Genomic DNA, 26,277 nt, shown 5'->3' with positions numbered 1-26,277 from the left:
TTAGATAATTGACAATTCCTTGCCTACCTTTTCGTAAGTAGAAACAACCTGCTCAAGCATTTCTTTGCTGTGGGCAGCCGTAGGCATATTACGAATCCGCCCGGTTCCTTTAGGGACCGTTGGGAATACGATCGCTTTGGCATATACGCCTTCTTCATACAAACGTTTGCTGAATTCCTGTGTCTTCACTTCATCCCCGATAATGCAAGGGGTAATTGGCGTTTCACTGTGGCCGACGTTAAATCCAAGCTTTTTCAGCTCGCTCTTCAGGAAATCTCCGTTTTCCCAAAGCTTCTTGATCAAAGTCTTGTCATTCATCAAAATATCCACCGAAGCGATACATGCAGCCACCGAGGCTGGCGGCATTGCCGTCGAGAACAGGAACGGACGGCTTCTAAGCTTCAACCATTCAATAAGCTTCTTCGTGCCAGCCACATATCCGCCAACAACGCCGATGGCTTTGGAAAGCGTACCAATTTGGAAGTCAATCCGGTCGGACAATCCAAAATGCTTCACCGTTCCGGCTCCACCACCGAGAACACCTGATCCATGTGCATCATCCACATAAGTAATAAGATCAAACTCTTCTGCAATCTCCACGATTTCCGGCAGCTTCGCGATATCGCCATCCATGGAGAACACGCCGTCGGTAATGACCATGATTTTATTGTACAGACCTGATTCTTTGGCGGCTTTGGCCTGCGCTTTTAGATCCTCCATATCCGAATGCTTGAAACGGATGGTTTTGGCTCTGGACAAGCGGCATCCGTCGATGATGGAAGCATGATTCAGCTCATCGGATAAAATGGCGTCATTTTTGTCCATAACCGCGGAAATGGCAGCCATGTTACAGTTGAATCCCGATTGGTAGGTAATTACGGCCTCGGTGTGTTTGAATTCAGCCAGCTTCCGTTCCAATTCCAGATGCAGATCCAGCGTTCCGTTAATCGTTCTCACAGCACCGGCGCCTGCGCCGTATTTTTTCGTCGCCTGGACAGAAGCTTCGACCAGCCGTTCATCCGTAGCTAATCCTAAATAATTGTTGGAAGACAAATTAATTAGGTTTTTTCCTTCAATAAGAATGGTTGGTCCGTTCGGTCCCTGCAGGGGATCAATGACGTTGTATAAGCCCTTGCTCTTTAAATCCTCGATATTCTCTGTTAAAAACTGATCGAGTGAATGACTAGACATGGCGAATCCCTCCCAAATATACAAGTGTCCTTAAGTGGAGGACATTAATAATATTAAAAACCCTTACCATACAAGAGATTATTTATCTTCAATGTAGCATCTTTTAATTCATTTGTACATCCACCAAGGACAATGAAATACATAAAATTTTTAATATCCATGCTAAACAGGCTTATCAATAAGATAAGCACTTCTGTTTTTTATATACAAAAAGATCCAACTTCGGCCTTTAGCGGTTTGGAACGGGTCACTTCTACGAATATTTTCAGATCAGAAAGAGGTTGCTAAAAGCTTAAAAAAGATATAATGTGAACCTATATGAACGTATTGAACATAAATGAACCTAAAGGGAGTGTTTGTCTTGGAAAGAAGATATGCCTCACATCCACGGGAAGTAAAACAGTTTGATACTGCGCGCCTGCGCGAAGAATTTCATATCCCTAAGCTCTTTATCCCGAATCATCTGGAGCTCGTGCTGACTCACGAAGACCGACTCATCATTGGTGGAGCTTTTCCGATCGCGGAAGAGATCAAGCTGGATATGGATTTAAAAGAGCTCGGAGTCAGCTTTTTTCTGGAGCGCCGTGAAATCGGTATCATTAACGTAGGCGGAAAAGGTGTCGTCATCGTGGAAGGCCAGGAACACGAGCTTGATCACAAGGAATGCCTGTTTGTCGGCATGGGCAACCGGGAGGTTATCTTCAAAAGTCTGGACACTGAAAGCCCTGCAAAATTCTATCTGAATTCCGCAACGGCCCACCAGTCGTATCCGACTCAAAAAGCTACCCTTGCCGAAGCCGAATCAGCGGATCTGGGTGCAATCGAAAATTCCAACGACCGCACCATCTATCGGTTCATCCATCAAAATGGCATTCAGAGCTCACAGCTTGTCATGGGTATGACTCTGCTTAAAACGGGTAATATGTGGAATACGATGCCAGCCCATGTACATCCACGCCGGATGGAAGCTTATATGTATTTTGATCTGCCTGAGGATGCGGTTGCCATTCATCTGATGGGTGAACCAAGCGAAACACGCCATATTGTTATGCGTAACGAACAGGCTGTCATCTCTCCAAGCTGGTCCATTCATAGCGGCGTCGGTACGAGCAATTATACATTTATCTGGGGTATGGCCGGCGATAACAAAATCTATTCCGATATGGACCCCGTTAATATGAAGGAATTATTATAGAGAATAGAATAGTGATTTATATTTTCCTGATTTGAAATGAGGCTTGTTTATGAACCCGATACTGCGGCACGAGAAGATTATGGAAGTACTGCTGACAAACAAAGAGGTCACCGTGACGGATTTGAGCGATACATTAAATGTTACGGGCAAAACCATCCGTGAAGACCTGACCCGGCTGGAGGAACAGGGATTGATTCGCCGCATTCATGGCGGCGCCGTGCTTGCCCAATCGGATCAATTTGGCATTTTGCCATCGAAAGAACCGATCTCCAGACACTTGGAGATAAAAAGGAGCATTGCGGCAGCAGCCCTGACAAGAATTCACCCGAGCGATATCATCGCGCTTGACGGCGGCAGCACCACGCTGGAAATCGCCAGGCTTTTGCCTAACCACCAGCTCACGGTCATCACTAATGACGTATATATCATCAGCGAGCTTTCCAAAAAAGATAAAATCAATCTCGTTGTTCCTGGTGGCTACCGGGTCCGCAATAGTCTGACCGGTCCAGAAGCCGTAGCGTATGTGAAGGAACTGAACATTCAAAAAGCGTTCATATCGGCTACGGGTATACATCTTGAGCATGGACTTTCCATCTATACCGGTGAGCTCATTGCATTCAAGCGTGCTCTTATCGACACCGCCCGGGAAATCATCGCGGTGATCGACCATCATAAATTTGGACAGACCGCACTTCGTACCTTCGCGAAGCTGCATGAGCTGGATCATTTGATTACGGACAATGGGCTGCCGGAAGCGGTTCTATCGGAGTACCGTCAAGCCAATATTCCGGTTGAACTGAGCGGAGAACATTGATCCCTATTGTATATAAGGGGCGGATGATTACATGAATCTGTTTAATCTGAAAGGTAAAACGGCTCTGATTACCGGAACCTCCGGCGGACTCGGTCAAGGCATAGCCATCGGCCTGGCCGAAGCAGGAGCCGATGTGGTTTGCGTTGCACGCAGCTCTTCCCAGGAGGCTGTGACCCAAGCTGAGGCATTGGGACGTAAGGGCAAGGCGATTGAAGCAGACCTAAGCGATGCAGCGGGACTTCAGAAGGTGTTCGAGCAAGCCCTGTCATTAACAGGACAGATTGATATTCTCGTTAATAATGCGGGTACGATCCGGCGGACGCCTGCCAAGGACCACAGTGAAAAAGATTGGTTCGATGTCATAGACTTGAATCTGAATAGCGTCTTTTTGCTCTCGCAGATTGCCGGCAGGCATATGATTGAGCGTGGCAGCGGGAAAATCATCAATATCTGCTCCATGCTATCTTACCAAGGTGGCATCAATGTTCCGGGATATACAGCCAGCAAGCATGGTGTAGCCGGTCTGACCAAAGCATTCGCCAACGAATGGGCCGCCAGCGGCGTTCAGGTCAACGGCATCGCTCCCGGTTACATGATTACCGATAATACAGCTCAAATTCAAGCTGACGAGAAGCGCATGGCCTCTATTACGGAACGTATCCCTGCCGGACGCTGGGGAACGCCGGAGGATCTGCAGGGCGCAGCCGTCTTCTTGGCCTCCTCCGCTTCGGATTATGTTAATGGTCATGTCCTTTGCGTGGATGGCGGATGGATGGCAAGATAGCTTGATTGTTCAATTTTATATTATCATGAAAAAAAGACCGCGTTCTCTTTGGAGAGAATGCGGTCTTTTCATATATGAATAGAAATCATGTTATCTCTTGAAGAGTACTTCCTGCTCGTAATGCTTGACCTCAGCCAGCCAATCTTCTCTTACCGGCGTATCCGCCTTGGCACAGTAATAATCCCATATCGCTCCGAATGGATAGGACTTGAATTCTTCCACGAGTGCCAGTCGGGAGGTGAAATCCCCCTCGAGCTCAATCTCTTTCAGTTTATCGACAGGCTCAAGCATTGCCCGCAGCAGCGCCTTTAAGGTGTTTCTTGTTCCAATGACCCAGGCTGCAACATGATTGATGCTTCCATCGAAGAAATCAAGACCGATATGTGTCTTATCAAGCAGTTCTCCGCGAACCAGCTCCCGCGCAATATCCAGCAGCTCATCATCCATCGTCACCACATGATCGCTGTCCCAACGTACCGGACGGCTGACATGCAGGAGCAATTGATCTCCGAACAACAGCCATGAGGAAAGTTTATTGGAGATGGTTTCTGTCGGGTGGAAATGTCCCGAATCAAAGCATACCGTTTTACCGCGCGTCAGAGCATATCCCATATAAAATTCATGCGAGCCGACAACATAGCTTTCAGAACCGATACCAAACAGCTTACTCTCCACGGCATCGATATTATATTCCTCGCTGATCGGCTCGCTGAAAATATCATCGAGTGACTCCATAAGCCTTACGCGCGGAGACAAACGATCGACCGGCGTATCCTTGTAACCGTCCGGAATCCAGAAATTCGTTACGCACGGCTGCCCCAGTTCCCTGCCAAAAGATTCCGCGATTTTGCGGGAAGCCTTACAATGCTTAATCCAAAATTCCCGAATCTCAGGATTAGAATGGCTGAGCGTAAAACCATCCTTGGCTTTATCATGCGAAAAACAGGTTGGATTAAAATCCAGGCCAAATCCCTTTTCCTTCGCCCAGCTCACCCAATTCACAAAATGCCTGGGCTCAAGCTCATCCAGGTCAATATGCTCCTCCGTGTCAGCATAAATCGCGTGAAGGTTGACTTTATGCTGTCCAGGTATGAATTCGAATGCCTTCTCCAAATCCTGTCTCAGTTGGTCAGGAGTACCTGCACGGCCTGGATAGCTGCCTGTAACAGCAATGCCGCCGCTCAGCTCCTGTCCTTTATTCAAAAAGCCCCTCACATCATCCCCCTGCCAGCAATGCAGTGAAATCTTGATGCGGGAAAGCCGTTCAAGTACGTCCTCTACGTCTACGCCATGCTTTTCATAAAGCTTTTTAGCTTCGTTATAGCTGTTTTGAATGTTCGTATCCATCTGTTACACCTTCCTCCTCCAATATGATTTATGGAACTCAATTCCGCTCTACTGAATTCTTCAGCTTATTCTATTGAAATGGAGCGAATGAAATTTTGCACGCAGCTCTGACAGCACTTCCGGATCCATTGGCCGAGGCTTGTAGGTTCGAATGGCAAAAGAATGCCGGATGATAGCCCGCGCCTCCTGAATATCCCGGATCGCTCCTTCCGCGATCATCTGAATCGCGAGGTTGCCGAGAACGGTTGATTCCGTTGGCCCCGCTTCTATATCCATGCCAAGCAGATCGGCACTTAGCTGGCATAAAAACTCATTATTCGATCCGCCGCCGACAATATGCAGCTCTTCAAGGTTCTCTCCCGTCATCTTTTCGATTTCATGAACATAGGCGTCATAGGAAAGAGCCAAGCTGTCGAAAATGCAGCGGGCAATTTCTCCCGGCGTATTCGGCACCGGCTGCCCCGTTTGGGCGCAGAAGCTTCGGATTGCCTCCGTCATATTCGGCGGATTCAAAAACCGGTCGTCATTGCAAGGAATAAGCGAGCGGAAAGGTTCTGCAGCGGTTGCCAATTCCGCAAGTTCAGCAAACGAGTAAGCGTTATCAACTTCCTTGCGAACCTGCTGTATCAACCACATGCCCATCACATTTTTCAGAAACCGGTATGTACCGAAAGCGCCCCATTCATTGGTATAATTACTCTCCATCGCCAAATGGCTGGTGAGCGGCTGCTTCCGCTCCACGCCGATAAGCGACCAGGTTCCGCTGCTCAGGTATCCCCAGGATTCTCCCCTTGCCGGAACTCCCAGCACAGCCGAAGCTGTATCATGGGTGGCAGCACATATTAGCTCACATCGAGGAAGATGATAGTCCTGAACCAGCTCCTCCCGGATCGGCCCGAGGCGGAATCCGGGCTGAACCAGCGCCGGGAACTGATTTCTTTGAAGTCCGAGCAGTGCAAGCAGATCAACGTCATAGTCTTGCGTATGCAAATTCAGCATCTGTGTTGTCGAAGCGTTAGTAACCTCACTCTTGGAGATACCGGTCAGCCGGTAATGCAAATAATCGGGCACAAGCATAATTTGTTCAGCTTTCCTCAATTCCTCTTGCTCATGCACCGACAGCTGATAAAGCGTATTAAAGGATAATTGCTGAATACCTGTCTTCGCATACAGCTCCTGGAAGGAGATCTTCCGGTGGAGAAGATTTGCAGCGCGATCCGTTCGAGGGTCCCGGTAAGAGTACACTTCTCCAATCCGCTCTCCGCTGCTGTCGACCAGTACATAGTCCACAGCCCAGGTGTCGATGCCGAGTGTGCATTCTTCGACACCGTGTCTTTTCGCCTGCTGCAATCCCTGAATGATTTGTCTTAAAAGATTTTCAATATCCCAGTAAAAATGTCCTTCCTTTTCAATAAATCCATTGTTGAAGCGATGAATCTCCTGCAGCCTAAGGACGCCTTTCTGAAGGGTCCCCCAGATTACCCTCCCGCTGGAGGCGCCGATGTCAACGGCCAGATAATTGTTCATGTCGATGACTCCTGTCATGAATTATTGTCCTGCTGCAATTCCTCACATGGTTTAGAGCGCCTCACTCTGCCAGCGTTATGCCCTCGGGCAGCCGGATAAAATCCCGGCTATGCTCCCAGCCTGCTTCAATCTGGCCAAACGGCGTTGGTAAGGATGCCTTGCAAGTACCGATACCGTTCAAATGCTGAGGACGAAAGTTTATCCTGCGATAACCGGGCTCGACCGGCTGAACGCCAACCACACGCGACATCATCCAGTGGATCGGCGTGCCGGCCCAGCTGTGGCAAAGGCTGATCCGGTAAGAGTCATAATTCGTATACGTTGTCAGCGCATCATGAAAATCGCCTTCATGCTGAAGCGTTACACTCTCCCAGCAGGCCGTCGCATCTTCATCCAGCATTTTCCCCCATACGGCCGATATGGCTGCCCATGCCTTTTCTGTTAGGCCAAGCTGGGAACAGCACTCTGCAAGCCAATAGGCTGACAACGGCGTGATAGGATCCTCAGGCTGGTAATTCTCCAGAAACGACGTAGCCTCCTGCTCTCCGACATATCCACCCATAATTCCCAGCAGCTTCGTAATCAGCTGCTTTCCGGACAGGAAGGCCGCCGCATCCATTTGCGGATGCCCCCACTTGGATATACCCGGCAATGATAGCTCCGGAATATAGCTTTTGAGCCTGCGCAGGTTGTTTCCCGTCATCCGGAACAAGGCCTGCATGCAGAGTTCGCTCTCGCCTTGCTCCATTGGAACCCATTCAATCAGGTTGGACTGGATGTTTGACAGCGCATGAGACACGGGATCAATGAGACTCTCTACTTGGCGGGTATGCCTTAAGATTTCATCATTCAAGGATAATACGAATGCCTGGTCTCCGGTGTGCAGGTAATACTCCCACACATTATTCAGCCACCAAAGCGTATAAGAGGCAAGATCATTCATCCAATAGCCCTTGGGTGTTCCGCGTCCCAGTTCCTCCATCGATCGGCGGAGCACAGACAAATCCCCATATAATACATAATCCGCCTTGCCAGCAAGATAAAAGTCATAAGTCCAGTTCAGCCTGTCGCGCTTAATCCCGTCCCATAATCCGATCTGATGGCAGACCTGGTTGGTATGCAGGGAAATATCAAAAACTTGCTTGAGCCGCGCGGAATCGGTTTGGAAATATCCGGTTTGCTTCATCGGCACGGATACCTCTTCAGCCTGCCATATAAGCTCAAAAGGCGAGCCTTCCTCTGCCAGCACATACATGCGTACATAGCGGACACCCTGCGGCAGCGTGAATTTCGTTTCACCTGCTGCCAGAGCAAAGGTTTCCGTCATCAGCCCCTCATAGTTCTCCAGCTCATATAGGGACTCTGCCCCATTCCACACCATCTCAAGTCCGCTGCCAGTCCGGTTTTCAAGACGAAAACGCATATTGTATTCCTTGCCCAAATCCAGCACGACAAAAGGCATATTGGACAGTTCCGTCTGCTGCAGCAAAAGATTGGCTTCCCGCCATTCAGTCTGTTTGCGCACATGGTAGAAAATATACTTGGCTGCCCGCTCCGGTACCGGAATGGGAACCGTTCCGCGAGCATTGCCTTTCATATGAACCCTGCCATCCTGAAGAGTTACTTCTGTACGATGTGCCGACAACAGGGATGTCTCATGCAAAAGGGAAGTTTGTATATCTCCGAATCCCCCGGCAACAAACCATTCCGGCCCACCTTCCAGATCCCCGTACGGTTCCTCACCGAGCAGGCAAACGGACGATGCCGTCTGTCCGTCACCGGTAAACCAAGAATCATCCGTACTGAGCCAAAACGGTTCTGCAGACAAGTAAGCAATACAGCCGGCAAGCCGCCCTTTCAGATGAATATTGATCGGCACGACCGGCATGACCGATTTGCAATGAATGCGAAGACGAAGAGTATGCTCCCCCGCGTCAAGACGAGCCGGAAAGGCTGCAATTCGTTGAAAAGCACATATATTCGCCGCACTTTCCCCGAGCACGTCAATGACCCTTCCGTCCAGCTCGATTTCGACCGCACCCGTCAGAGCCATATTAAATTCAGCATTCTCCACCGCTTTTTCCAGTACGAAGCTCTTAACAAGCTCAAACTGCTGCATGTTTTCACGGTCTTGATGCCAAATCCACTTCGGAATTCTCGTTAAAATATCATTCATATGATGACTGCCTCCTCCTCATTCGTCTCTTTACATCTTGAGCGCGCCCTGTGTCATTCCCTGAATGTAATATTTCATACCAAAGGAGAAGATGAGAAGCAGGGGTACGGAGGAGATGGCGTATGCAGAAAACTGCATGCCCATATCCACTACGCCGAACTGTTTGGTAAGGGAAGTCAGTCCTACCGCTATCACCTGCAGGTCCCGGTCCTGAATCGTAAGAAGCGGCCAAATGTAGTCATTATATACACCCACTGATTGCATGATGAACAGAGTGGCCAGAATCGGCAGCGACAACGGGATAACAATCTTGAAAAAAACGCCAACTTCGGTTGACCCGTCCATCCGCGCCGCTTCAAATAACTCACTGGGAAGACCGGCCATATAACTGCGGCAGAGAAATGTTCCGAAAATTTGTCCTCCGGCGGCACCTGCTATGATAATGACCCATGGCGTGTTCGTCAGTCCCATACTATCGTACAGAACGTAAGAGGGAATAAGGGTAAGCACTCCGGGAACCATCATCATGCCAAGCATGAGCAGAAACAGCAGCTCTTTTCCCGGAAAAGTCTTTTTCGCAAAGATATATCCTGAAATAGCAGAGAGCATCATAACGAGGATACTGGCTGCGACGGCATATCCTACGGAATTCAGCATAAAACGCCATACGGTTAAAAAGGCTTCACTGTAATTGCTCCATTTTATCGGTGCAGGCATCCCCCAGAAGTTGCCCATAATTTGCGAATTGCTTTTTAAAGAGCTGAAAAGCATAAACAGAATGGGAACCAGCGTCAGGAATACCAGCAATCCGAGCAGAACGATAATGATGATTTGGGAAATCGTCGCTTTTAGACCCCATTTATTGCCTTGTTTGGGTTCGCTTCTTGCATCTAAAGTATCAGTTGCCGGGCTCGAATACATGTTTTCCCCTCCTCAATCATTTTCCGTCCGGATAAATTTCAAGTTGATGATTGTGATGATCATGATGACCACAAACATGGAAACACCAAGCGCTGACGCATAACCCAGATCGTTGAATTTGGTCGCTGCGTAATACATCTGCAAGGCAGGTACATATGTTGAATCCATCGGTCCACCGCCGGTGACAATCAGAATTCCATTAAAGTCCTGTACGATGCCGATCAGTGCCAAAATAATCAGAAACTTGAATTGTCCGGCCAGAAGCGGCAAATGAATGGAGCGGATAATCCGCGGCAGACCGGCACCGTCTATTTTGGCTGATTCGACCAGCTCAACCGGAATGGATAAAAGTCCCGCATAGAAGACCAGCAGCTGTAAAATACCGACAAACGGAAAGCCCATGAAAATGAGCGCCCAAAGCGCTGTTTTCGGATCACCAAGCCAGCCATGGGCCCATGATCCAAGACCGATCAGTTCCAGAAAATTATTAAACAAGCCCAGGTTGGGATCATACAGGTTCTGCCATACCAGCAGCATCGCCACTCCCGGAATAACCATCGATGCCGTAAATGCCGTACGGAATCCATACTGCATCCTTTTGCTGCGTAAGTGATATATTAATTCCGCGACAATGAGCGGAGGAATAATCGTCTTCACAAGTCCGGTAATAATCAGAATCAGCAAATTGCCGATTCCATGGACGACATATGGGTCATGGAACATACGCCGGAAATTATCGAGACCGATAAACGTCGTTCTTGTGCCAGGCTGCCATTTATATAAGGAATGAAAAAGTCCCGAGAATGCGGGGAAATACAAAAAGGTAAGCAGCAAAATGAATGTTGGAGCAAGTCCGAGATACACCCATTTGGATTTCCAGATGTCCAGGAACACTCCAAGCCGGTTCCGTTTCTTCATCATTCGCAGACCGAGCCATATCGCGGCAATAACAACCAAACTGGCTGCAGCCCAAAGTCCCATCCTCACTTTGCCCTGTTTTTGGGCCTTACTGACGATTGCACCTACGTCATACTTCAGAACCTGTCCATCCCCTGTACCTGCATACAGGATCCTGCCGTCTGTATCGAGCTCCACGTTTCTGCCTTGACCATTGATTTTGGTTTCCCACAATTGTTTTCCTTTATTGTCCAGCAAATAGAAATAACCGGATAAATCCGATACCGCCAAATATTTTCCATCTGCCGTGTAAGATACATGCGTAGCCGAATCCCTTGTTGAGATGGAATGCTGTCTCTTGCCATCCTGATCAAACCATTCGACCCTTTTTGATTCCGTGCCAACCGCTGTCTCTCCTTGATCGGATACGGCAATCGACATGATTTGGCCGCTGGCCCCGAACTTCCGAAGAACCTCGCCTTGCTCATTCATGAGATGAATGTAATGATCTGATGATGCTGCAGCTACCCATTTTCCATTTGGCGATACCTTAATCGTTTTAATGATTGCTCCAGTATTCGCCTCGTTCTTGGGATCTCCGGTGGCCGGGTCTATAAAAACCACATTTTCGCTGCGCTGGGTAAAAACAGCCGTAACTAAGCCGTCCAGGGAAGCAGATATGCCCTTGATCTGCAATTTCATATTTTTGTCCCAGAGCTTGGTGCCTTTCGCATCAAAAGCGTAGAGATGACGATCATCCGATGACACAATCAAGTCTCCATTTTTCATAAGCTGGACCCCGGTGACAACATTTTTGGCGTCAAAACCGAAGATGGGTTCGCCATCGCTGCTGTACACATTAGCCTTGGCTCCATGACTACCAATGGCGAGCCTGCTGCCATCTTGTGCTATGGATATGGAGGTGATATCACCAGCACCGTCTATAGACCACTTGTCTTTTGCCAATGCAGCCTGCGGAAGGAGTCCAAGAATCATCGTCAGCATTAAAAACATTCTAAAGGTTCTTCTCATATCCGGCCTCACTATCCTTTCCTGCCTACGTAAGCTTCCAAGTCATAAAGCAATGAATTCCAGTCAGCGCAAACATCCGCTTGCGCCAACTGGAATGCCTTCTGTTTATTTGCGCTCAGGTGGACGCCGGTCCGGATGTTCCAGATCACTCAATTCGAATTTCTTCTCTTTAAGTGCGGCCTCGAAGTTTTTGTCTATATTCGCTTGAAGCTGTTTTAAATACTCATCTGTCGTAATTTTGCCTGCAAAGAATTTTTGTACGGATCCTACCCACTCCTGTACGGAAGGTTGATAATCCCACAAACCGCGGGCCAGTATGTTCCCCGGCATATCGATTCCCTCTGTGTTACCGATTGGCTTGAAATCAGCAAAAGCTTTCGTCATCTCTTCCGGAAGAGTAATATCCTTCAGGGCCGGAGAGCCGGACAAGGAAGCATCCTTGCTGTTTTGGATGGCTTCAGCATAAACCCTGTATCCTTCCGGACTTGTCAAATACATCATGAAGTCTGCATCAAGCGCATTTTGTTCTGCATCTTTGGATACGAATCCGTAGAAACCGATTGGAATCTGAATAGTACGGGCAGGAGCCATGACTTCGGCGCCTTCCATCGTTGGCATATTGAAAAATCCGTATTCAAACGGTTTAACCCCGCCTTGGGTACCAGACTTCGTTCCATCAGCGAAATCTTTGGGCAGCTGCCAATATGACGCCGGGGTGCCGAGCATTGTCGCTGCTTTTCCTGTGAGGAATAATTTATAAGCCTGTTCTTCCTTCACGCCGAAAAATCCTTCAGGAGTGTATTGGAACAGCTGCTTCAGATTATCCGCATATGCTTTCCATTGCGGGTTGCCCTCAATTTTATACGGTCCTTCCTTTTCCTTGACTGCCTTCCATTGGCGAAGCGGATCCTTGGTTACATTGCTGTTGGCATCGTTATACGGATCTGACAGATCATATTTCCATTTGTCATCCACCTCCGGCAGGTATGTGAAATCCTGATCCTGCGAACGAACGATATTCACATAATCACGCAGGTATTGATCCGCGTATACCCGCACCAGCCATCCGGCCTGACCGCTCCACATGGACTGGGAATCTCCACCGAGCGCAAGCGGCATATATCCTGCTTCCTTCAGCTTTTTAAAATCATCCATCATTTCATTAAAGGTTTTGGGAACTTCAGAAATGCCTACTTTTTGGAAAATCTCCTTATTGTAAGCCCATACAATTTGAACCGACTCAAAATTCAACGTCCAAATATGATCCTCAGCGCCCATGGCTTCAATATTGGTGCCCATGGCCTTAAGATCCAGCGAATCCTTCCAGGCTTTATTGGTGTATGGATTGTTCTTATCGAAATAAGGAAGATAATCCATAAACTTGCCGCTTGCTTGAAGCGCAGCTACGGAGTTGTTCGCTACAAGGTCCACATCCGGTTGACCTGCCGCAAATTGTGCCGTGAGCCATTCGGTATAACCGTCAGCCGGTTTGTGGTCGACCTTGACGGTGACATCAGGATTTTTCTTCATATAAGCATCCGCAACCGCATTCCACACCGTAGACGATGCATTCGGAAGAGAAATGATAATTTTCCCGCTCAGCTTGGAAGCCGCCGGTTCATCCGTTTTCTCTTCATTTTTTGTTTCAGCGGGCTTCGCCCCCGGGTCTACCACCGAAGCGGTATCCGTAATCCCACTCTTGCCGCAAGCAGTGAGCATGGACACCAGTATCACGACACCGACAAAAACAGTCATACCTTTTCTTTTGTTCACCTGAATCCCCCTCTGGAATAAAATAAAAGAATGAGAATAAAGCGCATTCATGTCTTCGCTAAGATGAACCCTGTCATAATTAAAGTAAAAATATATTTTCTTTGTATACTTTTCATAATTAAGTATACGGTATACTTTAGCCCAACGCAATCATTTTTTTCCATATTAGACCTGAATTAAGCCATTCCTGATATGTAAACATGCCATTAGAGTATACTTATTGTATAAACTTGGCGACGGAGGCTCCCTCAAAGCCTGTAATTTATCAAAAAACTCCCCGCAACGCAGGGAGCTCCATTTATTCCAATATGCAATTTACTTTTTGAAAGGTTTCGGCGATGCGGGCGCCGCAGTCGTGTCTCTCAGAATCACGGTCGGAACGATTTCATCCCTGACTGAACCATTTTCTTGATCCTTAAGCTCGAATAAAAGAATCTCGGCCGCACGTTGTCCCAGCTTCCGCGTATTTTGGTTTACCGTCGAAAGCCTAGGGTACGTAAATTCACTAATCTCCACATCATCATAGCCCATAATGCTGACATCTTCCGGGATCCGGATGCCCATATCCCTCGCAGCATTCATTGCTCCAATCGCCTTGAAGTCACTTGTTGCAAATACGGCTGTAGGAGGCTCCTTCAAGGCCATCAGCGACATGAACCCACGATAGCCCATGTCTCCCCGCTCATCTTCGCCTTGAATCACAGCAATCAGATCCTGATTGAACGGAATCTGGTGCTGAGCCAATGCCAGGCGGTAACCCTGCAGGCGTAATGAGAATTCCTGATTCAATTCCAGGATCGAGTTCCCTGTAAGGATCACCCCGATATTACGATGTCCCAGCGATATCAAATGCTGTGTAGCCAGATATCCGCCAGTCAAATTGTCAACAATGACATACGGAATGCCCAGATGCGGATAATAGAAATGAACGGTCACGATACGCCGCTTCTCTTCCTGCCACGCTGTGAGATGCGAAATATCAAATGAATGATTGGTTGTCAGCAAAATAATTCCCGCCTGCGGGTCATCCGGCAGCTCATAATTTTCCCCGAAATTCCAGAGGTAGAATTCAATCCCGTTCTCCTCGCATACCTCCTGGATCCCCTTGAACATATCCGTGAAAAACGGATGGTTGAAGGTGCTTACCTCCTGATTTTTATGAGCAAAATAAATGGTCCGGATCACCTGTGAAGCCGGTGCCGCGACATTCTCATTCACGAAACTTCCCTTTCCCCTTATCCGGTATATATAGCCCTCTTGTACCAGATCGGAAAGAGCACGACGAGATGTAATCTCGCTGGTGTTATACTCTTTAGCCATATCAATTTGTGTCGGAAGAGGATCATGCGGCTTCAATTCCCCGTTTTCAATCTTGCGTTTAATATCATTCATAATATATTGATACATCGGCGTCTTATCCGATTTTTCCATTACCATACTAATATCACTCCCTATAGAATGAGTTAAGTATACTTTAAGGTGCCGTTTTCCGCAAGTTTAAACCGTTTTTTCATGAAATCTTCGGCTAAAGAATAGAATGGCGCTGTAATTACCTTTCAAGGTTTATTCGTTGGTGTATTCTCTCTGAAAATAAAAAGGCAGCATATGCCCTATGGGGGCTTAAGCTGCCTTAAAGTATCCGTCGTGACGACTACGGGGTCAATGAGAGGTACTTTCCTTAACGGATGGCGATCTTATCTGTTTTCCCGTTGATGCGAACCGGTATTTCTCCTGAAATACATATCTTGCCTTCCGTTTGAACCACATCCATATGATCCAGGTCCGGCGTGCTCCAGGTAACTTCGGCAGGAAGTACAGCCTTGAAATGGATTCGTCCATCCGCTGCTCTCTCCCATCGGGCATGAATTTCTCCATATACACTCGGCACTGTAGCTTCCGCCCAGTCGATACCATCAACGATAGTCGGATGTAGTGCGATGGCTCTTATGCCGACCTCAGACATATCAATGCCAACCAGTTCTCTGCTCAACAGATAGGTAGGCGATGCTCCCCATCCATGGGAGAGACTTACCGGAATGGAATCCTGCAAATAAGTTGGCGTGTGACCAAGGTACGGACTAGGCGTCGTGACAAACGGAAGCGACGGATCGAATGTTTCCCACCAGGTCGTCGCTCCCCGGTCCAGCATCTCTCCCCAGTAACTTCGTATCTTAGTGATGGCTTGCTCCGCAAATCCATAGCTGAACAAGGTTTCAAGTACGATAAATTGAAAAAATGCGCCGCGGATCGGCGGTAGCTGTTCCTGAAGGTAATAATCCCTGATAAAAGCCTCCGCCTCCCCGTCTTCCATCACTCCCGACCAAGCGGCTGCGAAATTCGTCTGTGCAGTTATGCTGGTCGATAGTCCCTCATCCGTCATGCAATCCGCGAAAACGAATGTTCCCGGCACACGCAGCTGATGACGGATGGATTGACGCAGGGCTGCCGCTTGCTCCGCGAAAACTGCCGCAGTTTCAGCTTCATTCAGCTCCGCAGCCATCAGAGCCGCCGTAGTCAGGAACTTATAATAGAAGCAGGATACGGCTGTCACCCTGTCCTTTCGTTCAATATCATCTGTCCAATCGATAAAACACCACCAGCTGTCCCGATTCGCATTCGCAAACAGGCCGGATTCGTCCTCCTGAGCTTTGAACCAAGAGACAAGCTTATCCACATAAGGCCATACTTCATGTAAAAAGGCTTTATCTTGCGTATATAAGTAGTACTCCCAGACCCCAAAGAGCCAATGTGCGCAAAAATCAGGCAGCAGAAACGAGTTCCGCTGCGGACCTGTACCTGCAATGGAGCCGTCAGTGTTCTGTATCCGTGCTGCCTGCATCAGCGATTTGCGGATCAATGCCGTATCGCTGAAGGTTTGGTAGACCACCTTCGCCATAATGACGGAATCGGCAACCCATAACGCTGCTTCTCTATGCGGGCAATCTTCGAAATGATTTTGACTGTTGACGATGGTGGTATACCTTCCCGTCTCCCAAATACGGTTAAGCCGCTCATCACTGCAGCGGAATTCACCGCCCCCGCTGTACGGATAATGTACAAACCGAATCTCAAGCCGTTCAATATGCAGTGGAACCGGGGTTGCCATCACTGCTGCCTTCATGAATCGGAACGCTCTTCTTCCTAGAGGAGTAAGCTTGTTGCGGCCTTTTCGCAGCAGAAATGTATCCGTCAGAGCCAGCTCGAGCGACTCGCCGTAATACAGCTGCAGGACACCACCCTGCTCAGCGTATACTTCAAGCTCCGGATATCCCACCATTTCTTTTCCGAAATCATATGTGATTTGCGGGTACGAGCCCGGTACCGACGCATCCACCTCGACGGCCTTTATCCCATCCTTCCGTTTCTCAGCTAACAGACCTTCTGGCGATAATATGCCTCCAAAGTAAGACTCCGCAGCCACAACTGCCACCGGGCTTACCCAGGTCTCCTGCAAAAACGGTATTTCACGCGGAAGTAACCGGGGCCAGACCGAATCCGGATGCTCCGCCTCGGAGACCGTAACAGCAAACGGCCAAGCCGAATCATCATATTCCGGCTCTTCCCAGCCGTCATCCTCCGCCATATCAATCATTTCCCGGTATCCACCCCATAAGTGAAGCCGGCTAACGCCTTCCTTCCAACGCGGGGAACGTCTGCATTTCCAGTCTGAACCGCTTGCAATGCTCCGGATCACGATTCCTTGAGAGCCATCTGCCTCGCTAAGGTCAAGCTGGCAGATCAGACCGCCTGGACCCTGCAGCTGATGGGTTACAATCGGATCTTTGCCGAAGTTATGAGCGACCAGCGCAATTACATTCACGCCGTCACGTAAATAGTTGGCTGCATCATAAGTGTCATAGGACATCCATTTCAAATCTGCAGGTGCTGGCCCCCTGCCAACCTCCATGCCGTTGATATATAGCTTATAGGATTGGTTGGCGCTTACGCGCAGCATCGCGGATTCAACCGGCTGATTGATTTTAAAGGTTGTTCTCGCCTCCACATAAACATTGTTAGCGGAAGCCGTGTCCGGCGCCCATATCCATTTGGCACTCCAATGCTCTGTTCCCATGCCTCTATCCTCCCTGTCTGTCATTCATTCCATGTAGATGGATCATCAGCCGCCTGTTTGGCTGTAATACACAAAATTCAATCTACCCTCTGGCGCAGTATCCCCATATTGGTAAAAGTCAGTGATATCCCCTTCATGCTGCATGTGATCTACCCATTTGAACTCAAAGCGTAAATCTGGCGCCGGGTGATTGAGACCTAGTACGGCGCGTGGAAGCTCAAACTGGATTTCATGTTCATGAACCTCATAACGTATCTCGGCAACCAGCTCCCATGCCCACCCTCCCCTACTTCGTTCAAGCAGGGTTGTGGAAGCATCCTTTACGCAGCGGTTAACAATGTAGTGATAACCTTCCCATCCGGTATTCGATTGACCATCCAGGCGGAGCAAGAGCATCATCCAGTGGCGGCCGTTATATGGCGTGATCGGATCCCTCGTCTGTGCGTAAAAGCAGAGACTCTGCCTGGTATGCGCCGCTTTGAACCGGATAAAATCATTCCGGCCTGTGTCATGGGAATAATGAAGTCTCCCATACCCCGGATGGCTGCGAGGCAGCGTATCCCCTACGAAATCCCTGTAAGGCTGAACAACATGTTCCCATGCACTGAATCCAGGCTTATTCCATATCGAAACATTCATCGCATGGCTGCATCCCTGAAGATCCGGCATTCCTTTAAACCTCCGGATGTACCCGATCATCTGCATGTAATAAAGATCGGAATAGCCGCCAGACATCGGCTCGATATCGCGGCTGAAATTCAAGGTCGCTTGGTCCACGAAAAGAACCGGACGTTCCGGCGTTCCCTTTAGCCGCATCGCAATCCACTCATTCCAGCCTGTAACGAAAATAATCTGCGGATCTTCCGCGAGGGCGAATTCCCATTGTTCTGCCACATTCATGCCCCGGTAGATAGCATCCAGCCCACTGCTGTCTTCATCATCCGCATCTTGATGATACCCTCTGCCCCAATTGCCGCCGTATCGGTAAAAGGGCGTATCACTCATCGCAACGCTGGGATGCTGTGCAGTGGATACACTGATAACCTCCTTCTCGCCCGCGGCATTACGAAACACTCTCTGCGGCCGTTCGAACTCAATCCATGGAAACCCGTTGACTTTGGCTTCTTCATTAGGCCACTGGTTCAACCGGAACGTAAAAAACTCTTGTAATGGAGTATCGCACTCATCGGGATTTCCTATCACTAACGGCTTGCCATTCCATTGGAACCACAGATGCTGATACCGTCCAGGCTTATAAATGTCCTCGTACAGCTTCTTAATCGTTTCTCCGGAATCCGTATTCGTATAAAAAGCAAACTTCGGTACCTGAAAGCCCTGCTTGCTTATTTCATCCATTATGCTGAATAACACATCAGAAACCTGCTTATAAACCTCGGCATTCGTGGTGTCGAACACCAAAAAATCAATCCCTGCGCTGGTTAGCAGCTGCATGTGCTTGCGAAGTACCCAGGCATCATCATTCAGATAGTAGCCATATAGCGGTTCTCCCCAGAAATGGAATGCTTCCTCCGGACCCCATGCCGGATGATCCGGATCATCTACTGCTTCCGGCCACTTTTGCAGGATCTCTGTATTGTCAAAAGGGCCTTCCATTCCGTGCTGGCCGAGCCACAAAAAATAAAACAGCCCGACATAACGTCCAGGTCGCGGAGCACCTGTTTCATTACTGCGCGGCAATTCCCTGCCAAGTCCGTCCATGCCTCCGTATGGAATAACATGAAGTTCATCATGCTGCTGCATCGGCTGGCCCTCCCCTCTCTTCAAACCGAATTTGCAAAAAATATATGTTATTACTATTTCCATTCAATTAAGTATTCTTATTATCATTATAATATACTTTATAAACTTTTTCTAGAAATAAATATACGATAAACAATAATGTTCTTCTGAACGTTCTTTATCTAAAAAAAGACTGCCGGGCTCATCATAGCCTGGCAGTCTTTTTTTATTGGATCATTCTGTTGTTATCATCGTAAAATCGCAAAAGCTTCATAAGGCCGCAGCATCATTTTATTCGATAATATGATCTCCGGATATACAGACACCCGCAAGTCTCCATCCAAGAAGTCAGGGTTCAAGTCAAAATCAAGAGATTCCTTGCTCCAATTGGACACAATCAAAAAACGTTTCCCATCCAGGCTTCGCTCATAAGCGAAAACTTGTGCATGCTCAGCCGCGGCGAGCTTAAATTCCCCGTGAGCCAGCATTCCATTAATGAGCGCATCTTTCCGGAGAAGTGTTAATTTCCCATAGAAATCAAGCAGCGAGTCCCGACTGATGGCTGCTTCTGCATTCTTCGGGTCCACCAAATTTTGTTTGTATTTCGCTTCCGACTTATATTCATTCACCACAGCATTATTGTCAATGTCCGGTTCATCCGCCGGATCTTGCACTGGACTGCCCTGCATCAACTGAAGCGTCAACGCCATGCATTTGGCTGATTCAAAAAGATAGGCTCCATTCATAACAGCACCGTTACTTTCGTAACAGCAATCCCTCCCCGTATTTACTGTAAAGTATGAGCTGCCGCACCATCGGATTTTTTACTGCGTGCCTTCCATTTGATCGACATCAACGCAGAACCCAGCGCTAACACCACGAAAATAACTCCGACCCAACCGTTGTAATAAACAGATGAGTTTTCAATGACAATACCGCCGATCGCGGAACCCAGCGCAATGCCGATATGCGATGCTGAACTGTTCAGGCTTTGCTGGATATTAGCCGACTCCGGCGCCGATTTAATCAGATAGCTCTGCAAAGACGGAGAGATGGACCAACTCAAGGCGCTCCATACGATCATGACGATCAGGCAGACATAAACAGAAACCGTTGACAGCGGCATGAGGAACATGACAACGGCAAATACACTCACGATTGCCAGAATGCTCTTCTCTGCTCCGAATTTATCTGTAACCCAGCCGCCAAGGCCGCCGCCCATGACCGCAGCAATGCCGAAGATCAAATAAAACAAGCTAAGTGCCGAAGCTCCCAGATGCAAAGTATCCTGCAGGAAAGGTGTCAAATAAGCATATAATGTTAAATGACCCGTGAGCATTAGAACCGAAATGAGCTGTCCAAATATGATTTTCCCGTTTTTCAAAGAGGCCAGCTGCTGGCGAAGCGGAATCGCTGCCTCCGGCTGTGTCTTGGGTATGAAAATCTGAATCGCGATTAACGATAGGACCGACAATGCCGTAATCATGATGAACGGAGCACGCCAGCCGAAAGCATTCCCCAGCATCATCCCGAATGGAACGCCGAGCACGAGCGATCCGCTTACGCCCATAAAGATCACTCCGATCGCTCTGGCCTTATATTGTTCTTCCGCCATCCGCGAAGCCATGGTAATCGACATCACCGTAATAAGCGCGCTGCTTGCTGCCGATAAAATCCGTGCGATGACCATGATCATAAAATTAGGACTTAACGAAGATAGCACATTACCGATAATGAATACCAGCAATGCATATTGGTACAGTCTTTTCCGTTCCATCCGGGCAGTTGCCGTAAGGAGCAGCGGACCCGACAGAGCGAAAATAATAGAATACAGCGTAATAAGCTGACCCGCTGTGCTTAAAGAAATATGAAGATCTCTTGAGATCAAATCGAGAATGCCGCCTACAATCAGTTCCACCATGCCTGTCACAAAACAGGCAATCGCCAAAATGTAAATTTTAAAATTCATATGCTTCATTGTGCTCCCTTCTCTGTGATGTCACTCATTCATTGGTTATCAATTTGGTTACTACCGTAATAGTAACTTATAACCAACCTATCATCAAGCAGAAATTTCAGGCACAAAAAAACGGACAGAGCATTCTCTATCCGCAAGCAATCCGTCCTAATTTTAATACCGCAGCTGCAGGAGCTGCGCCATAATCTCCTTGTCCTTCATTAAGACATCGTTATATTTGGTTGTGATTTTGCTGAGAAGCACATCATGATAGAAATAATCCGTAAACACTCGCACAAACGGCTGCGATCTCGTTTTAATGGCCTGCCATGCGTTATTTTCTACTCCGGCAAATATCACCTCGGCATCATCAACAATAAGCAGCCTGAAACGTTCCAGAGAAACATGTTCCTCATTCGGTTCCATGATTACCAAATGATTCAATCCACTCCGGATTTCTCCGACTGCCAGCGCTTCTACGGAAATCCCTTCCCGTTCCTTCTTCTCAAGAATGGGCAGATATTTGTGAAAATCATCCTTCCAGGACGAGTACCTGATCGTGCTATTGGCGTCAAGGATCATCTGCTTGATCTGCGAATCAATGGAGGTATCCGCTTTCAGGCTCCATACCCGGTCATCCACAATCTCTTTCTGCAGCTTTTGCTGCTCCAGCTCCTTGATATCGGACTGGAACTCTGCAGTCAGCTTTTCGATAACCAGCGGCAGAGCCAAAGCCGTATACAGCTTTTTCTTTTCCGAAATCGACTCCATCACCATCCCCTTCTCCACCATGCGGGAAATGACTTCGTAAATTTTCGCTTTTGGCACGCCGGAATGCTTCACAATCATCGTGGCGTCCATAGGCTGCATTGTAGCAGCAAGTGCTTCATAGACTTTGCTTTCATACTGGGAAAATCCGAATTTATGCAACAACGTCTTCCAACCCCGATCTATCGAACTTGCTATTAATGTATCATAAATCAGGGTTCTGAGGAATCTTCAGCTCGTCCACCCGGGACTTCGTCAGGTAGATGACCAGACACAGAATGATAATAAGGAATGCCATACTCGTCACAGTAGATCCGAGTCCCAGTCCACCTTCGTCTTGAGGCTGGGATAAGTAATCGCCAATGGAAGCTCCGAAAGGCCGGGTCAGAACATATCCAAACCAAAAGGCAAATACCCCATGTAGCTTAAACCGGAAAAAGGCGAGGGTAACAGCTCCGATCAGAGCAGCAAAAACAATGGCCGATAACGCGTAGCCCAGGTTCAAACCCTCTGCCATGAGATCCCCGGCAGCAGTACCTAAAGCAAAGGTGAACAGGATCGTCAGCCAATAAAAAAGCTCACGTTTACGTGTGTTTATCGAGTGAATGGAAAGTGTCTTTTCACTTGCGTACCAGGCTGCAAAGGTTGCTAACAGAGCAACCGTGAAAATAATCGTGGCTGTTGAGAGCGCCATACCCAGATTGTCGACCAGGTTATCGGTAACCAATGTGCCGACCACGCTGATCAGAACAACCGCCAGCCAATATAGTGACGGGATATACTTTTCACTCCTGATCTGGAAGAATAGCACCAGCAAGAGCAGTACTGCCATTAATAGCGATGTACTCGATAACCCCCAATTCAGGTTGAAATTCAAAAAGTCAGCAGCTGTCTCCCCTACCGTGGTAGCCATGATTTTAATAATCCAGAAAAAAATCGTTACTTGCGGTACCTTGCCCAGCAGCAGATTGTCCTTTTTAAGACTAACATCATTCATTCGCTAATCCTCCTCATGTATCTCAGCATTTTCCTAACCATACATGCTTTGTATGAGAACTCCATGAGAATTTACGTTAATCTGAAATGACTGAGCTCACTGATCCGGGACCTGTCTGCGTATCCAAGGGCAATCTCACTTCAAATAGCGTACGGATGGGGCTGCTTTGAACGGTTACCGTTCCTTCATGCTGCTCCACAATGTTTTTGGTGATAAACAGGCCAATACCTGTGCTTCCCGATGGATGCGTTCGGGCTTGATCGCCGGTATATAGCATATCAAAAATATGGGGCAGATCCTTCGGGTCAATACAATCTCCGTAATTGATGACCTGTACAACTACATCTTTCATATCTACAAAACCATGAATGTCAATAAACCCGCCGTCACTTCCATAGCGAATCGCGTTCGTTAGGAGATTCTCGAACACGCGAGCCAGCAGCTCACCATCTCCGCAAATGTTCAACTCCCGATCCACGGACAATTTAGCTGTTACATCATTTTTCTCGAAAACAGGGTAAAACTCTTCATTTAACTGCATCAGCAGCTCGCTGAGATCAAACGGCTTTTTATCGAGGTTCAACCGGCCGTAGTTCATCCGGGTAATTTCAAACAATTCATCGATCAGCTTTTGCAGGCGCTGCGACTTGGTATAAGCAATCGTAGTATAGTGCCTGGCCTGTTCCGCTGACATTTCATTATCCTTCAGAATAAAATCCAGATACCCGATAACCGAGGTAAGAGGTGTACGGAGATCATGAGCCAGGTTCAGAACCAGCTGATCCTTGCTGTTTTCCGCATAATCCCCTCTCTCTACCGCTTCCTGGAGCTTTTTCATCGCCAGATTGATGTCTGTTCCAATGGCTCCGAATTCATCCTTGGAGGAAATCCGAACCTCATGGGTAAAGTCCCCCGCCGCCAGCTGGTGAATCCCTTTGGAAATTTTCTTGAAATACGAAGCGTAGGACTTGGTAAACAAGAAAAAAAACAAAATGGCTAGTGGGATAAAGATGATCAAAAAGGAGTTCACATCGCCAATATCTCTCATAAAGTACCGGATTCTTGCCAGCGGATTCTCGTAAAGAACCTCTGACCGGTAATAGTGCTGAAGTACTTTATAAATCGCAAAGGTGATACTGCCGGATACCAGCATGCTGGCCATCAGCAGCAGAATCATACGAGTCCGAAAGCTGAATAATATCTTACCCATGGAGCGTATAGCCTACCCCCCACACCGTTTTAATAAATTTGTTCTTATCTTCGCCGAGCTTTTTCCGTAAGGTACGGATATGCACCATCACTGTATTTCCGCCTTCGAAGTAGTCCTCGCCCCATACCTGCTCAAATATATTTTCAGCGCTGAACACTTTCTTGGGATGTCTGGCCATCAGGTACAAAATATCGAATTCCTTTGGTGTGAGTTCAATGGTATCCCCATACAGGTCCACCGTCCGCTGTTCGGGATAAATGACCAATCCCCCCACCTCAATAACCGGCTTGCTTGTCGGAGCCATTTGGGTCAGCTGCATGATCCGGCGTAGATGGGCGTTCACGCGGGCAACCAGCTCCATTGGATTAAACGGCTTGGTCATGTAGTCGTCCGCCCCGCGGACCAGCCCTTCGATCTTATCTAAATCTGATGCTTTTGCGCTCAAAAATATGATCGGCATATAATACTGTTCCCGGATCTGTCTTGTTACTTCATAACCGTCAAACTTGGGCATCATAATATCCAAAATCGCCAAATCAATCGGCTGCGTATGAACAGCCTGGATGGCATCCTGTCCGTTATGTACTGTAATGCAGTGATAACCTTCTTTTTTCAGATGTAATTCTATCAATCCCGCAATTTCCTGTTCATCGTCTGCGATTAAAATCGTAATACGATTCATTTCATCCCCTCCACTACCAACTTAACATAAGATGTCCGGAAATGACAAAAAGCGCCGGTATGCGGCGCCTTTGTATTGATTTGAAGCTTGTTTATTTTTTAAGGTATCAATAAAATCTTCCCAGTACTCTTGCGGCTTTCTAAAAACCGGTGCGCCTCTGCACCTTCATGCAGCCTAAAAACAGCCGGATCTCCCAATCTTAACCGTCCTTCTCTCACCTCAGAGAAGAGAGATTCAGCACGTTGGATTCGCTCACTCTTCGTAGTGACATGATTCCACAAATCCCCTCCCGTTAGCGTTTTGGAGGTATCCATCAGCATTCTTGGATCAACGGGCTGCGGGTCACCGCCGGACATGCCGTAAAATACGACCGCTCCTTTGGTTCGGACAACCGCAAAGCTGTCCATCAGCGTTGAGCCGACAGAATCATATGCAACACGAACGCCATCTCCGTCCGATGACCAGGCAGGAACTGCTTTCGTCCAGGCTTCCTGATACAGCATGACTTCGTCTGCACCTGCTTCCAATGCCACCTTTTTCTTAGAGTCGGTTGAGGTCAACCCGAACACCCTGGCACCTTTAGCTTTGCATAATTGTGTCAGAAGCTGTCCTACCCCGCCTGCCACCGCATGGATAAGAACCTCATCCCCAGCCTGCACCCGGTAACTGTCATTCGCAAGATAATGTGCAGTTAATCCCTGCAATAGCAAGGAAGAGGCCTGTTCAAACGATATATCATCAGGTAGGGGGATTACTTTCTCATCGGGAACGGACACCTTCTCCGCATTTGCAAACGGAACATCTGCAAAAGCAATTCGATCGCCTATATGCAAGCCGCTGACACCCGGTCCCACCTGCTCAATTACACCTGCACCCTCATAGCCAAGAATATATGGAGGCATTCCTGTTAAATGATAATTACCTTTTCTACGATAAATATCAGCGAAATTAAGACCAATCGCCATCATCTTGACGATAACATGACCGGCAGAGATCTCCGGATCTGGAATATCCCTGTATTCTAACACTTCCGGTCCACCGAACTGATCAAACACCAAAGCTTTCAAGGGCTTACCTCCTTTTTCTTCTATTTTGACTTACTTATTGTAACATATACCAGCATTTCTTCTTAAACGACTGGCCGGTTTCAGTCAGTCACCCTAAAAAAAGAGAAACCAGGAATTTTTGCTCCGG

General features: G+C 47.9%; 20 protein-coding genes. 3 read left to right on the top strand and 17 right to left on the bottom strand.

Annotation, left to right across the window (positions count from 1 at the left end; translation table 11 throughout):
- Nucleotides 1–1,191, bottom strand: coding sequence for a glycine C-acetyltransferase (locus E6W40_RS05000; RefSeq protein WP_136604475.1), 1,191 nt, complete (start codon nt 1,189–1,191; stop codon nt 1–3).
- A gap of 361 nt (nt 1,192–1,552) precedes the next feature.
- On the opposite strand from E6W40_RS05000, the gene kduI reads away from it, so the two are divergent.
- From kduI to kduD, 3 genes are read left to right on the top strand one after another with little or no spacing between them, the layout of a single operon-like run.
- Nucleotides 1,553–2,386, top strand: a complete 834-nt coding sequence (gene kduI / locus E6W40_RS04995; RefSeq protein ID WP_136604474.1) for a 5-dehydro-4-deoxy-D-glucuronate isomerase — start codon at nt 1,553–1,555, stop codon at nt 2,384–2,386.
- Between the two features lie 49 nt (nt 2,387–2,435).
- The gene (locus E6W40_RS04990) at nt 2,436–3,200 is read left to right on the top strand and encodes a DeoR/GlpR family DNA-binding transcription regulator (RefSeq protein WP_136604473.1); all 765 of its coding nucleotides are present in this window, start codon (nt 2,436–2,438) and stop codon (nt 3,198–3,200) included.
- A gap of 31 nt (nt 3,201–3,231) precedes the next feature.
- A complete protein-coding gene (gene kduD, locus E6W40_RS04985) occupies nt 3,232–3,984 on the top strand; it encodes a 2-dehydro-3-deoxy-D-gluconate 5-dehydrogenase KduD (RefSeq protein ID WP_136604472.1) in 753 nt (250 codons plus the stop codon).
- Between the two features lie 90 nt (nt 3,985–4,074).
- On the opposite strand, the gene rhaA is transcribed toward kduD, so the two are convergent.
- The 16 genes from rhaA to E6W40_RS04905 form a co-directional block, all read right to left on the bottom strand.
- Nucleotides 4,075–5,331: an L-rhamnose isomerase gene (gene rhaA / locus E6W40_RS04980; RefSeq protein ID WP_136604471.1), complete on the bottom strand. Its 1,257-nt coding sequence runs from the start codon at nt 5,329–5,331 to the stop codon at nt 4,075–4,077.
- 60 nt (nt 5,332–5,391) lie between these two features.
- Complete coding sequence (gene rhaB / locus E6W40_RS04975; RefSeq protein ID WP_136604470.1) at nt 5,392–6,858, bottom strand: rhamnulokinase; 1,467 nt, start codon at nt 6,856–6,858, stop codon at nt 5,392–5,394.
- Nucleotides 6,859–6,919: 61 nt separating this feature from the next.
- A complete protein-coding gene (locus E6W40_RS04970) occupies nt 6,920–9,034 on the bottom strand; it encodes an alpha-L-rhamnosidase C-terminal domain-containing protein (protein WP_136604469.1) in 2,115 nt (704 codons plus the stop codon).
- A 30-nt stretch (nt 9,035–9,064) separates the two neighbouring features.
- Nucleotides 9,065–9,955, bottom strand: a complete 891-nt coding sequence (locus tag E6W40_RS04965) for a carbohydrate ABC transporter permease (protein WP_136604468.1) — start codon at nt 9,953–9,955, stop codon at nt 9,065–9,067.
- 12 nt (nt 9,956–9,967) lie between these two features.
- Nucleotides 9,968–11,866 carry a DUF5711 family protein gene (locus E6W40_RS04960; protein ID WP_246072882.1) on the bottom strand — a complete coding sequence of 633 codons (1,899 nt, stop codon included), beginning with the start codon at nt 11,864–11,866 and terminating at the stop codon, nt 9,968–9,970.
- A gap of 123 nt (nt 11,867–11,989) precedes the next feature.
- Nucleotides 11,990–13,657 (bottom strand): ABC transporter substrate-binding protein, encoded by a 1,668-nt coding sequence (locus tag E6W40_RS04955; protein WP_246072881.1) that lies wholly within the window; start codon nt 13,655–13,657, stop codon nt 11,990–11,992.
- A gap of 315 nt (nt 13,658–13,972) precedes the next feature.
- Nucleotides 13,973–15,094 carry a GntR family transcriptional regulator gene (locus tag E6W40_RS04950; protein ID WP_136604466.1) on the bottom strand — a complete coding sequence of 374 codons (1,122 nt, stop codon included), beginning with the start codon at nt 15,092–15,094 and terminating at the stop codon, nt 13,973–13,975.
- Between the two features lie 241 nt (nt 15,095–15,335).
- On the bottom strand, nt 15,336–17,729 hold the full coding sequence (locus E6W40_RS04945) for a family 78 glycoside hydrolase catalytic domain (RefSeq protein WP_136604465.1): 2,394 nt from the start codon (nt 17,727–17,729) through the stop codon (nt 15,336–15,338).
- 45 nt (nt 17,730–17,774) lie between these two features.
- The gene (locus E6W40_RS04940; RefSeq protein WP_136604464.1) at nt 17,775–19,490 is read right to left on the bottom strand and encodes a hypothetical protein; all 1,716 of its coding nucleotides are present in this window, start codon (nt 19,488–19,490) and stop codon (nt 17,775–17,777) included.
- A 227-nt stretch (nt 19,491–19,717) separates the two neighbouring features.
- A complete protein-coding gene (locus E6W40_RS04935; RefSeq protein WP_136604463.1) occupies nt 19,718–20,215 on the bottom strand; it encodes an alpha-glucosidase C-terminal domain-containing protein in 498 nt (165 codons plus the stop codon).
- A 41-nt stretch (nt 20,216–20,256) separates the two neighbouring features.
- A complete protein-coding gene (locus E6W40_RS04930) occupies nt 20,257–21,438 on the bottom strand; it encodes an MFS transporter (RefSeq protein WP_136604462.1) in 1,182 nt (393 codons plus the stop codon).
- A gap of 162 nt (nt 21,439–21,600) precedes the next feature.
- Entirely contained in the window at nt 21,601–22,359 is a 759-nt protein-coding gene (locus E6W40_RS04925) for a TrmB family transcriptional regulator (RefSeq protein ID WP_136604461.1), read from the bottom strand.
- Between the two features lie 40 nt (nt 22,360–22,399).
- Nucleotides 22,400–23,191, bottom strand: coding sequence for a COG4705 family protein (locus E6W40_RS04920; RefSeq protein WP_136604460.1), 792 nt, complete (start codon nt 23,189–23,191; stop codon nt 22,400–22,402).
- Between the two features lie 76 nt (nt 23,192–23,267).
- Nucleotides 23,268–24,401, bottom strand: a complete 1,134-nt coding sequence (locus E6W40_RS04915; protein WP_136604459.1) for a sensor histidine kinase — start codon at nt 24,399–24,401, stop codon at nt 23,268–23,270.
- Nucleotides 24,394–25,083 carry a response regulator transcription factor gene (locus E6W40_RS04910; RefSeq protein WP_136604458.1) on the bottom strand — a complete coding sequence of 230 codons (690 nt, stop codon included), beginning with the start codon at nt 25,081–25,083 and terminating at the stop codon, nt 24,394–24,396. The genes E6W40_RS04915 and E6W40_RS04910 overlap by 8 nt, the downstream gene beginning before the upstream one ends.
- 98 nt (nt 25,084–25,181) lie before the next feature.
- On the bottom strand, nt 25,182–26,150 hold the full coding sequence (locus E6W40_RS04905) for a quinone oxidoreductase family protein (RefSeq protein ID WP_136604457.1): 969 nt from the start codon (nt 26,148–26,150) through the stop codon (nt 25,182–25,184).
- Between the last annotated feature and the right edge of the window lie 127 nt (nt 26,151–26,277).

The organism is Paenibacillus dokdonensis (assembly GCF_004916975.1).
Lineage (GTDB): Bacteria > Bacillota > Bacilli > Paenibacillales > Paenibacillaceae > Paenibacillus_AQ > Paenibacillus_AQ dokdonensis.
The sequence above is the reverse complement of the archived record's forward strand: the minus strand, read 5'-3'. Positions and strand labels throughout refer to the sequence as shown.

Excerpts from the sequence above, each read along its gene's own strand:
- E6W40_RS05000 (WP_136604475.1), bottom strand. The coding sequence starts at position 1,191 with ATGTCTAGTCATTCACTCGATCAGTTTTTAACAGAGAATATCGAGGAT.
- E6W40_RS04990 (WP_136604473.1), top strand. The coding sequence starts at position 2,436 with ATGAACCCGATACTGCGGCACGAGAAGATTATGGAAGTACTGCTGACA.
- kduD (WP_136604472.1), top strand. The coding sequence starts at position 3,232 with ATGAATCTGTTTAATCTGAAAGGTAAAACGGCTCTGATTACCGGAACC.
- rhaA (WP_136604471.1), bottom strand. The coding sequence starts at position 5,331 with ATGGATACGAACATTCAAAACAGCTATAACGAAGCTAAAAAGCTTTAT.
- rhaB (WP_136604470.1), bottom strand. The coding sequence starts at position 6,858 with ATGAACAATTATCTGGCCGTTGACATCGGCGCCTCCAGCGGGAGGGTA.
- E6W40_RS04970 (WP_136604469.1), bottom strand. The coding sequence starts at position 9,034 with ATGAATGATATTTTAACGAGAATTCCGAAGTGGATTTGGCATCAAGAC.
- E6W40_RS04965 (WP_136604468.1), bottom strand. The coding sequence starts at position 9,955 with ATGTATTCGAGCCCGGCAACTGATACTTTAGATGCAAGAAGCGAACCC.
- E6W40_RS04960 (WP_246072882.1), bottom strand. The coding sequence starts at position 11,866 with ATGTTTTTAATGCTGACGATGATTCTTGGACTCCTTCCGCAGGCTGCA.
- E6W40_RS04950 (WP_136604466.1), bottom strand. The coding sequence starts at position 15,094 with ATGGTAATGGAAAAATCGGATAAGACGCCGATGTATCAATATATTATG.
- E6W40_RS04945 (WP_136604465.1), bottom strand. The coding sequence starts at position 17,729 with ATGGGAACAGAGCATTGGAGTGCCAAATGGATATGGGCGCCGGACACG.
- E6W40_RS04940 (WP_136604464.1), bottom strand. The coding sequence starts at position 19,490 with ATGCAGCAGCATGATGAACTTCATGTTATTCCATACGGAGGCATGGAC.
- E6W40_RS04935 (WP_136604463.1), bottom strand. The coding sequence starts at position 20,215 with ATGAATGGAGCCTATCTTTTTGAATCAGCCAAATGCATGGCGTTGACG.
- E6W40_RS04930 (WP_136604462.1), bottom strand. The coding sequence starts at position 21,438 with ATGAATTTTAAAATTTACATTTTGGCGATTGCCTGTTTTGTGACAGGC.
- E6W40_RS04920 (WP_136604460.1), bottom strand. The coding sequence starts at position 23,191 with ATGAATGATGTTAGTCTTAAAAAGGACAATCTGCTGCTGGGCAAGGTA.
- E6W40_RS04915 (WP_136604459.1), bottom strand. The coding sequence starts at position 24,401 with ATGGGTAAGATATTATTCAGCTTTCGGACTCGTATGATTCTGCTGCTG.
- E6W40_RS04910 (WP_136604458.1), bottom strand. The coding sequence starts at position 25,083 with ATGAATCGTATTACGATTTTAATCGCAGACGATGAACAGGAAATTGCG.